Genomic DNA, 8,132 nt, shown 5'->3' with positions numbered 1-8,132 from the left:
CCCGTCGGGCCCGAGCGTCGGGGACCGTGCCGGACGGGTGCGGGCCTGGCTGTCGGGACTGCTGGTGCTCGGCGGTGGCGCCGGACTCGCGGGAGGCGCGGTGCTCGGCACGCTCGCCGACCCCGCCCTGGGGTTGCTGCTCGGTGTCATGGGTGGCGCGGCCTCGTTCGTCGGGATCGTCCTGGCCGCCGTGTTCTGGGTCCCGTGGCTGGTCCGGACGACCGGACGCTGGGTGTCCCGGGGTGGTCCGGCGGCCCGCCTGGCCGTCGCCAACACCAGCCGCAACCCGCGACGCACCGCTGCCACGAGCGCGGCCCTGCTGATCGGCGTGACGCTGGTGGCGATGATGAGCACGGGTGCGGAGAGCACCCGGGCCACGCTCGCCAAGGAGCTGGACTCGGAGTACCCGGTGGACCTGGCGGTGCGGTCCGGGGACTACCCCGTGGGGGAGCTTCCGGCCTCGATCCTCGCCACCATCGCCGCCAGCGACGACTTCACGGCGTCCGCCGAGGTGAGGGCGCTCACCGTGCGCCCCGACGGGGACCGCGGTGAGTACCAGGACGAGGTGCAGGACGCGGTCGCGGTCGACGCCGAGGACCTGCGGGAGGTCCTGCGCGAGGTCGGTGCGGCAGTGCACCTGGACGACAGCACGGTCCTGGTCCCCGCGTGGGTCGCGGGGATGTGGGAGGTGCAGGACGGTGACCGCATCGGCCTGACGTCGCCCACCCCGTCCGAGACCGGGGCGCAGGTGTCCCAGGACGGGCCGTCGGTCGAGGTCACCGTCAGGGTGTGGAACTACCGGGACTACCGGGTGGTCCTCACCACGGGCACCGCAGAGGAGCTGCGGGGCGAGCTGCCGGTCGTCTCGGAGGTGTGGGCGCAGCTGACCGATGTCGACCAGGCCCCGCGCGTCGTGGAGGAGGTCGACGCCGCTGCCGCCAACGTGACCGGCACGACCCTGGCGACCGAGGGGTCCGCGGTCGAGAGGGCGATGTTCAAGCAGATCATCGACACGCTGCTGGCGGTCCTGGTCGGGCTGCTGGGCGTCGCGGTGGTCATCGCGATCGTCGGGGTGGCCAACACGTTGTCGCTCTCGGTGATCGAACGGAGGCGGGAGTCGGCCACGCTGCGCGCGATCGGTCTCTCGCGCCGGCAACTGAGGGGAACCCTTGCCGTCGAGGGTGTGGTGATCGCCCTGGTGGGAGCCGTGGTGGGCACCGCGCTCGGTGCGGCGTACGGGTGGATCGGGGTGCAGACCGTCCTGGGCCAGCTGGGGACGGTGACGTTCTCCCTGCCGTGGACGCACCTGACCGGGCTGCTGGTGGTGGCCCTGGCCGCAGGGCTCCTGGCCTCGGTGATCCCCGGCCGTACGGCGGCCAGGACGCCCCCGGTCCAGGCATTGGGCGTGGAGTGAGAGGGGGCCGTGGTGGCGGCGTCCCGGGTCAGTGCTCCGGGCGTGTCTCCTCCGGGCGTGGTACGAGCGCCCCGGTGTGCTCGGCCACCGGTCGGGTCATCATGAGGACCACGACCACGACGGACACCGCCACCACGGCCCACGCCCACAGGACCCCCGCCTGCACCATGCTCGCGGCGACCGCGCCCTGCAACAGCTGCCAGGTCACCACCAGGCTCCGGGCCCGCCTGGCGCCGCGCACCAGGGCGCGGCTCGCCGCGACCAGCACCAGCGCCATGGCCAGGCAGAAGACCACCAGGGAGATGCCCACGGCCGGCGCCTGGCTGCCGACCCTGATCATCCCCACGACCCACCAGGCCGCCAGGACCGTCAGGGACAGCGCCTCCAGGGTCACGCCCGCGACGGCCACCACGAGCGCGCGGGGCACGTCCCGGGGGGCGTCGGGCTGCTGTGTCGCCTGTCGGGACGGCTTGGTCACGGTGACGAGACTACGTGGACTCGAACCGATGTGACCAAGCACTCAAGGGCATGGGAGGAAATTCTCCTGTAACCCCTTGTGCACCTGCCGTACGCATGTGAGGCTTGTTCGCAGTCATAGGACGTTCTGCAAGATCCCCACCTTGATCAGCCTTCCCTCCGTCACGGGGGGCGGGCTTGTCGCGTGCCTGAGGAGACACTGATGGATTGGCGCCACCGCGCTGCCTGCCTGGACGAGGACCCTGAGCTCTTCTTCCCGATCGGCAACACCGGCCCGGCCCTCCTCCAGATCGAGGAGGCCAAGGCCGTGTGCACCCGCTGCCCGGTCACGGACACGTGCCTGAAGTGGGCGCTGGAGTCCGGCCAGGACGCCGGCGTCTGGGGAGGGCTCTCCGAGGACGAGCGCCGGGCGCTCAAGCGGCGCACCGCCCGCGCCCGCCGGGCCGGCTGAACCGCACCTGATCAGCACCGCACCACGACGTCGAAGGACCCCGGAGCCCCTGAACGGGCGGCCCGGGGTCCTTCGTCGTACCGGGCCCCGGGCCGTCACCCGGGGTTCAGCGCTCGGTGCGACGGTCGTGCAGGTCGATCTCGATGGCCACCTGGGTGCCACCACCCTCGCGCGGTCGCCACCCGATGGTGCCACCGAGCTCGTTGCGCACCAGCGTGCCCACGATCTGGGTGCCGAGACCCGTGCCCGCGCCGGTCCGCTCCCCCGCCTTCTGCGCCGGCATGCCCACGCCGTCGTCGCTGACCACCGCCCGCAGGTGCGACCCGGCCCGTTCGGCCAGGATCTCCACCGTTCCGGTCCCCTGACCGGTGAAGCCGTGCTCGACGGCGTTCGTGACGAGCTCGGTCAGGACCAGCGCCAGCGCGGTCGCCGCCTCCGCCGGGACCATGCCGAACGTCCCGGTGCGCACGGTACGTACCGACGCCCCCGCCGACGCGACGTCCGCCGCCAGCCGCAGACTGCGATCGACCAGGGAGTCGAAGTCGACCGTCTCGTCGAGGGTCTGGGAGAGGGTCTCGTGGACCAGGGCGATCGTCGTCACCCGTCGCATCGCCTCGTCGAGCGCGTCGCGCGCCTCGGCGCTGGTCATGCGGCGCGACTGCAGGCGCAGCAGCGCCGCCACCGTCTGCAGGTTGTTCTTGACCCGGTGGTGGATCTCGCGGATGGTCGCGTCCTTGGTGATCAGCTCACGTTCCCGCCGCCGCAGCTCCGAGACGTCGCGGCACAGCAGCACCGCCCCGGTCCGCAGACCGCCGTCGGTCAGCGGCACCGCGCGCAGCGACAGGCACACCCCACGCGCCTCCATGTCGGTCCGCCACGGCGCCCGGCCCATGACGACCAGCGGCAGCGACTCGTCCATGGGCTTGTTCTCCTCGAGCAGCTCCGTGGTGACCTCGGCCAAGGACCGGCCCACCAACGAGCCCAGCACCCCGAACCGGTGGAAGCAGCTGAGGGCGTTCGGGCTCGCGTAGAGGACCTCGCCCTCGGAGTTCAGCCGGATCAGCCCGTCACCGACGCGGGGCGCGCCGCGACGCGGGCCGGTCGGGGCGTTGGACGCCGGGAACTCCCCGCGCGACACCATCGCGACCAGGTCGTCGGCCGCCTCCACGTAGTTCAGCTCCAAGCGGCTCGGTGTGCGCGCACCACCCAGGTTCGTCTGCCGCGCGACCACCGCGATGGCCCTGCCCTCGTGGACGACCGGGACCGCCTCCTCGCGCACCGCGTAGCTGCCGAACCACCGGGGCTCACGCGAGCGCTGGACGGTGACCTCGGCCAGCGCCCGCTCGAGCTGGGGACGCTGGCCCTCGGGGGCGCTGGACCCGACGATGTCGTCGTAGTGGACGGTCGCTCCCGTCGAGGGCCGCGCCTGGGAGACGGCCACGAAGTCCCCGGTGCTGGTGGGTAGCCACAGCACGAGGTCGGCGAACGCCAGGTCGGAGATGATCTGCCAGTCCCCGACGAGCAGGTGCAGCCACTCCACGTCCGCAGGGCCGAGGTCGCTGTGACGCGAGACGAGGTCGCTCAGGGTGGACACGTCCCGAGCCTATGCGGCGTGGTGCCCCCCGGGTGGACGGCGACCGGCCCGTGGGTTGTTAGCCTGGGCGTCGTCCCCTCGAGACCGGAGGCACCGGTGCACGTGTCCGTCCAGGCCGTCTACGACGCCGATGTCGACCTCGTCGGCCAGATGCTCGCCGACGAGGACTTCGTCACCCAGAAGGTGCGGTCGACCGGCGCCACGTGGCAGCAGGTGGACGTGGTGGGTGGCGCTGCCGAGTCGTTCACCGTGACCACACGCCGCCAGCTGCCCACGACCGACATCCCCGCCCAGTTCCGCAGCCTCGTGGGGTCCAACCTCGAGGTACGCCAGGTCGAGGCGTGGGAGGCCCCCGAGACCGGGGTCCGCCGGGGCACGGTGGTCATCGAGATCGCCGGTGTGCCGGTCCGGCTGTCCGGTCGGATGCGCCTGGAGCCGGCTGCGGAGGGTGGGACGCTGCACCGGGTGGACGGTGAGCTCAAGGCGTCGATCCCGCTGTTCGGCGCAGCCGTCGAGCAGGCCACCGCCGGTGCGGTGCGCGAGGCCTTCGCGGCCGAGGCCCGTGCCGGTGCCGCCTGGTTGGGTCGGTGAGGCCGGGCGCAGCGACGCGTTCTGCGACGCGTCCTTGACGCGGCGCCCACGGGGGCCGAAGATGCATATGCTGTGGGATCGCTCTCACCTGAGTGTCCCCACCGTTCCCGCACCGGTGCGGCGCCGGCCACGGGACCACAGGAGAGGAACCCACCCATGACCGCGCAGGTGCCACGGACCAGGACCTCTCCCGGTGGTGCGGGCTACGCGCCCACGCTCGAGGAGGTCGCCGAGCGCGCCGGCGTGTCACGCTCCACCGCCTCCCGGGCGATCAACGGTGGCCTCAAGGTCAGCCCCGAGGCGCAGGCCGCGGTCGACTCGGCGGTCCAGGAGCTGGGCTACACCCCCAACCGGGCGGCCCGCACCCTGGTCACCCGGCGCACCGACTCCGTGGCGCTCGTCGTCCCCGAGCCCGACGAGACCGTGCTCACCGACCCCTACTTCGCCGGCACCCTCCAAGGGCTGACCGCGGCGCTCTCCACCACCGAGCTGCAGCTGGTCCTGCTGATCGCCCGGCGGGGCGAGGAGACCCAGCGCACGGCCCGCTACCTGCGCAACCAGCACGTGGACGGGGCCGTGATCGTCTCCCACCACCGCGACGACGCGCTCGAGCAGGTGCTCTCGAGCTCACAGCTGCCGTGCGTGTTCGTCGGGCGCCCCTGGGGCACCCCCGAGGGGCTGCAGTACGTCGACGTCGACAACTACCTCGGTGGTCGCCGCGCCACCGAGTACCTTGTCTCCGTCGGGTGCACCAAGATCGGCACCATCGCCGGGCCTCTGGACATGGCAGCGGGGGTGGACCGTCTCGCCGGTTGGCGGCAGGCGCTCCAGGACGCGCACCTGTCGGACGAGGCGATGGTGCGCGGTGACTTCACGTCCTCGGGCGGGGCGGCCGCGATGGAACGCCTGCTCGCGGCGCACCCCGACCTCGACGGCGTGTTCGCCGCGTCCGACCTCATGGCCGCCGGCGCCCTCGACGTCCTGCAGGCCCACGGACGCAGCGTCCCCGAGGACGTCCGGCTGATCGGGTTCGACAACCTGGGTGTGGCGGTCTCGACCAAGCCGCACCTGACCACGATGAACAACCCCGTGGTCGAGATGAGCCGGATCGCGGGCGAGCTGCTGCTGGACCAGATCAGCGGCGGCGCGTCGTCGACCGAACCGAGGATCTTCGGCGCAGAGGTCGTCGTCCGGGCGTCGGCCTAGCACTCCCGGGCCCGGGCCGCCGCCCGCTCACCACGCGACGCGCGCGGTGCGGATCTCCTCGGCGTGCAGGTCCGCTGCGACGTGCCTGGCCCAGTCCTCGATCTCCGGCCAGCGACGGTAGTCACCCTCCTGGGCGCGGACGAGCGCGACGACCGCCCGCTCGGCCACCCCGAGCCCCGCGGTGTCCAGACGCCCGGCGAAGGTCCGGTGCCCACGCGCCCCCGTACGTGACATGACCGAGGCCAGCTCCTCGGGCTGCCCCTCGGGTGCGGGCGGGGTCCCCACCGGCCCTGAGGAGAACAGCCACACCGGACGGGCGGCCAGCCCGTGCGCCAGCCTGTCGACCATCGCGCGTGCGGACGCCGCCCACCTGCCCACGTAGATCGCCGACCCCAGGATCACCGCGTCGTACGGCTCGAGGCCGTCGACGTCGTCCGGGTCCGCCACCTCGGCGCGGTGACCCGACCGGCGCAGGACCTCACCGACCGCCTCACCGATCTCGCGTGTCGACCCGTGCCGTGATGCAACCGCCACCAGGACCTTCATCTCGTGCCCCTCCCTCACGCCGGTGGACCAGCCGCGCGGGCGTGGGTCCTCGGGTCGGACCACCCCGTCGTGGCCCGACCCCCCCAGCCTCACAAACGTCCACGACGCGCGCCTGGGCCTCAGGTCCCCCAGACTGAGAGCCATGAGCAGAGCTGCCCTCCCGACCGTTCCCCTGCGCACCACGACGGCACCGGTCGCGATGCCGATGCTCGGGCTCGGCACCTGGCAGGCGGAGCGGGACGACTGCTACCGGGCCGTCCGCCACGCACTCGACGTCGGCTACCGGCACGTGGACACCGCCACCGCCTACGGCAACGAGGACCAGGTCGGCAGGGCGCTGGCCGACTCCGGGCTCGACCGGGACGAGGTCTTCGTGACCACCAAGCTGCCGCCGGACGCCGCGGGGCGTGAGCGCGAGACCCTCGAGTCCTCGCTGCGCCACCTGGGCACCGACCACGTCGACCTGTGGCTCGTGCACTGGCCCCCGAACCGCCAGGCCACACCCAGCACGTGGCAGGCGCTGCGAGACCTTCGTGACGCCGGACTCACCCGGGCCATCGGGGTGAGCAACTACTCCACCGCGCAGATCGACGAGCTCATCGAGGCCACCGGCGAGGCCCCCGCCCTCAACCAGATCCCGTGGAGCCCCACCGACTTCGACCCCGTGGTCATGGCCGAGCACGGTGCCCGCGGTGTGGCGGTCGAGGGGTACTCACCCTTCAAGCGAACCGACACCCACGACCCGGTCCTGGTGGAGATCGCCGGGGCGCACGGGGTGAGCGTGCAGCAGGTGGTCCTCAAGTGGCACCTGCGCCACCGGGTGGTGGTGATCCCCAAGTCGGTCGACCCCGGGCGGATCGAGGCGAACCTCGACGTCATGGGGTTCGGGTTGAGCGACGAGGAGGTCGCACGCATCGACAGGCTCGGTCCAGGCCCGGCCGGCGCATGACCGACCACGGACCCGAACCCCACGACGTGCGGGCGCTGATGCCGGACGTGACCCCGGACGACCTCGCCGCCCCGCAACGTCCCGGGGCACTGGCCACCGCCCAGGCCCAGCTGGCGGGTGCCGTGGACGCCCTGGGGTACGGCGAGGGCATGCACGCGATGCTGGCCACGCCCCGCCGCGAGATCAACGTCGCCGTGCCGCTACGACGTGACGACGGGCGCACCGAGCTGTTCCACGGGTTCAGGGTGCAGCACAACGTCTCGCGTGGCCCGGGCAAGGGTGGGCTGCGGTTCCACCCGGCGGTGGACGTCGACGAGGTGCGCGCCCTGGCCATGTGGATGACCTGGAAGTGCGCGGTCGTGGAGCTCCCCTACGGTGGTGCGAAGGGCGGGGTCGCGATCGACCCGCGGCACTACTCGCGTGCCGAGCTGGAGCGGGTGACACGCCGCTACACCAGCGAGATCATGCCGATGATCGGACCCGAGCGGGACATCATGGCCCCGGACGTCGGCACGGACGCAGGGACGATGGCCTGGGTGATGGACACCTACTCGGTGAACCGTGGCTACACCATCCCCGGGGTGGTGACCGGCAAGCCGCTGGAGGTCGGCGGGTCCAAGGGCCGGGCCACCGCGACGTCCCGGGGTGTGGTGCACACGACCGAGGCCGCCCTGCGCGAGGCACGGACGGGCCTGGACCAGGTCACTGTCGCGATCCAGGGGTTCGGCAAGGTGGGGGCCAACGCCGCGGTGATCTTCGCCGACGCCGGGTCCCGGGTCGTGGCCGTCAGCGACCAGTACGGCGCCGTCCACCGCGACGGAGGCCTGGACGTCACGGGCCTGGTCGAGCACGTGGAGCGGACCGGGTCGGTGGTGGGCTTCGCCGAGGCCGACCCCCTCGACAA

General features: G+C 72.7%; 9 protein-coding genes. 6 read left to right on the top strand and 3 right to left on the bottom strand.

What is annotated here, in order from left to right; genetic code table 11:
- On the top strand, positions 1-1,414 hold a 1,414-nt coding region (locus N869_RS10880), incomplete at its 5' end, for an ABC transporter permease (protein ID WP_035061472.1).
- Positions 1,415-1,442: 28 nt separating this feature from the next.
- On the opposite strand, the gene N869_RS17400 is transcribed toward N869_RS10880, so the two are convergent.
- On the bottom strand, positions 1,443-1,892 hold the full coding sequence (locus N869_RS17400) for a hypothetical protein (RefSeq protein ID WP_156968503.1): 450 nt from the start codon (positions 1,890-1,892) through the stop codon (positions 1,443-1,445).
- Between the two features lie 201 nt (positions 1,893-2,093).
- On the opposite strand from N869_RS17400, the gene N869_RS10870 reads away from it, so the two are divergent.
- The gene (locus N869_RS10870; RefSeq protein WP_035061463.1) at positions 2,094-2,342 is read left to right on the top strand and encodes a WhiB family transcriptional regulator; all 249 of its coding nucleotides are present in this window, start codon (positions 2,094-2,096) and stop codon (positions 2,340-2,342) included.
- Positions 2,343-2,448: 106 nt separating this feature from the next.
- On the opposite strand, the gene N869_RS10865 is transcribed toward N869_RS10870, so the two are convergent.
- On the bottom strand, positions 2,449-3,936 hold the full coding sequence (locus tag N869_RS10865; protein ID WP_052105428.1) for a sensor histidine kinase: 1,488 nt from the start codon (positions 3,934-3,936) through the stop codon (positions 2,449-2,451).
- Between the two features lie 96 nt (positions 3,937-4,032).
- Between N869_RS10865 and N869_RS10860 the strand changes: the two genes are divergently transcribed.
- Positions 4,033-4,527 carry a DUF2505 domain-containing protein gene (locus N869_RS10860; RefSeq protein WP_035061460.1) on the top strand — a complete coding sequence of 165 codons (495 nt, stop codon included), beginning with the start codon at positions 4,033-4,035 and terminating at the stop codon, positions 4,525-4,527.
- Between the two features lie 156 nt (positions 4,528-4,683).
- Positions 4,684-5,733 (top strand): LacI family DNA-binding transcriptional regulator, encoded by a 1,050-nt coding sequence (locus tag N869_RS10855; RefSeq protein ID WP_035061459.1) that lies wholly within the window; start codon positions 4,684-4,686, stop codon positions 5,731-5,733.
- Between the two features lie 27 nt (positions 5,734-5,760).
- Here the strand turns inward: N869_RS10855 and N869_RS10850 are convergent, their stop codons facing one another.
- Positions 5,761-6,297 carry a flavodoxin domain-containing protein gene (locus N869_RS10850; protein WP_232229705.1) on the bottom strand — a complete coding sequence of 179 codons (537 nt, stop codon included), beginning with the start codon at positions 6,295-6,297 and terminating at the stop codon, positions 5,761-5,763.
- Between the two features lie 124 nt (positions 6,298-6,421).
- On the opposite strand from N869_RS10850, the gene N869_RS10845 reads away from it, so the two are divergent.
- On the top strand, positions 6,422-7,228 hold the full coding sequence (locus tag N869_RS10845; RefSeq protein ID WP_035061458.1) for an aldo/keto reductase: 807 nt from the start codon (positions 6,422-6,424) through the stop codon (positions 7,226-7,228).
- Positions 7,229-7,266: 38 nt separating this feature from the next.
- A partial coding sequence (locus N869_RS10840; protein WP_035061464.1) for a Glu/Leu/Phe/Val family dehydrogenase occupies positions 7,267-8,132 on the top strand: 866 nt, incomplete at its 3' end.

The sequence above is a fragment of the Cellulomonas bogoriensis 69B4 = DSM 16987 genome, from assembly GCF_000767165.1.
Taxonomy (GTDB): Bacteria; Actinomycetota; Actinomycetes; order Actinomycetales; family Cellulomonadaceae; genus Actinotalea; species Actinotalea bogoriensis.
This window is presented reverse-complemented; position numbering and strand designations above follow the sequence as displayed.

Excerpts from the sequence above, each read along its gene's own strand:
- N869_RS10870 (WP_035061463.1), top strand. The coding sequence starts at position 2,094 with ATGGATTGGCGCCACCGCGCTGCCTGCCTGGACGAGGACCCTGAGCTC.
- N869_RS10855 (WP_035061459.1), top strand. The coding sequence starts at position 4,684 with ATGACCGCGCAGGTGCCACGGACCAGGACCTCTCCCGGTGGTGCGGGC.
- N869_RS10845 (WP_035061458.1), top strand. The coding sequence starts at position 6,422 with ATGAGCAGAGCTGCCCTCCCGACCGTTCCCCTGCGCACCACGACGGCA.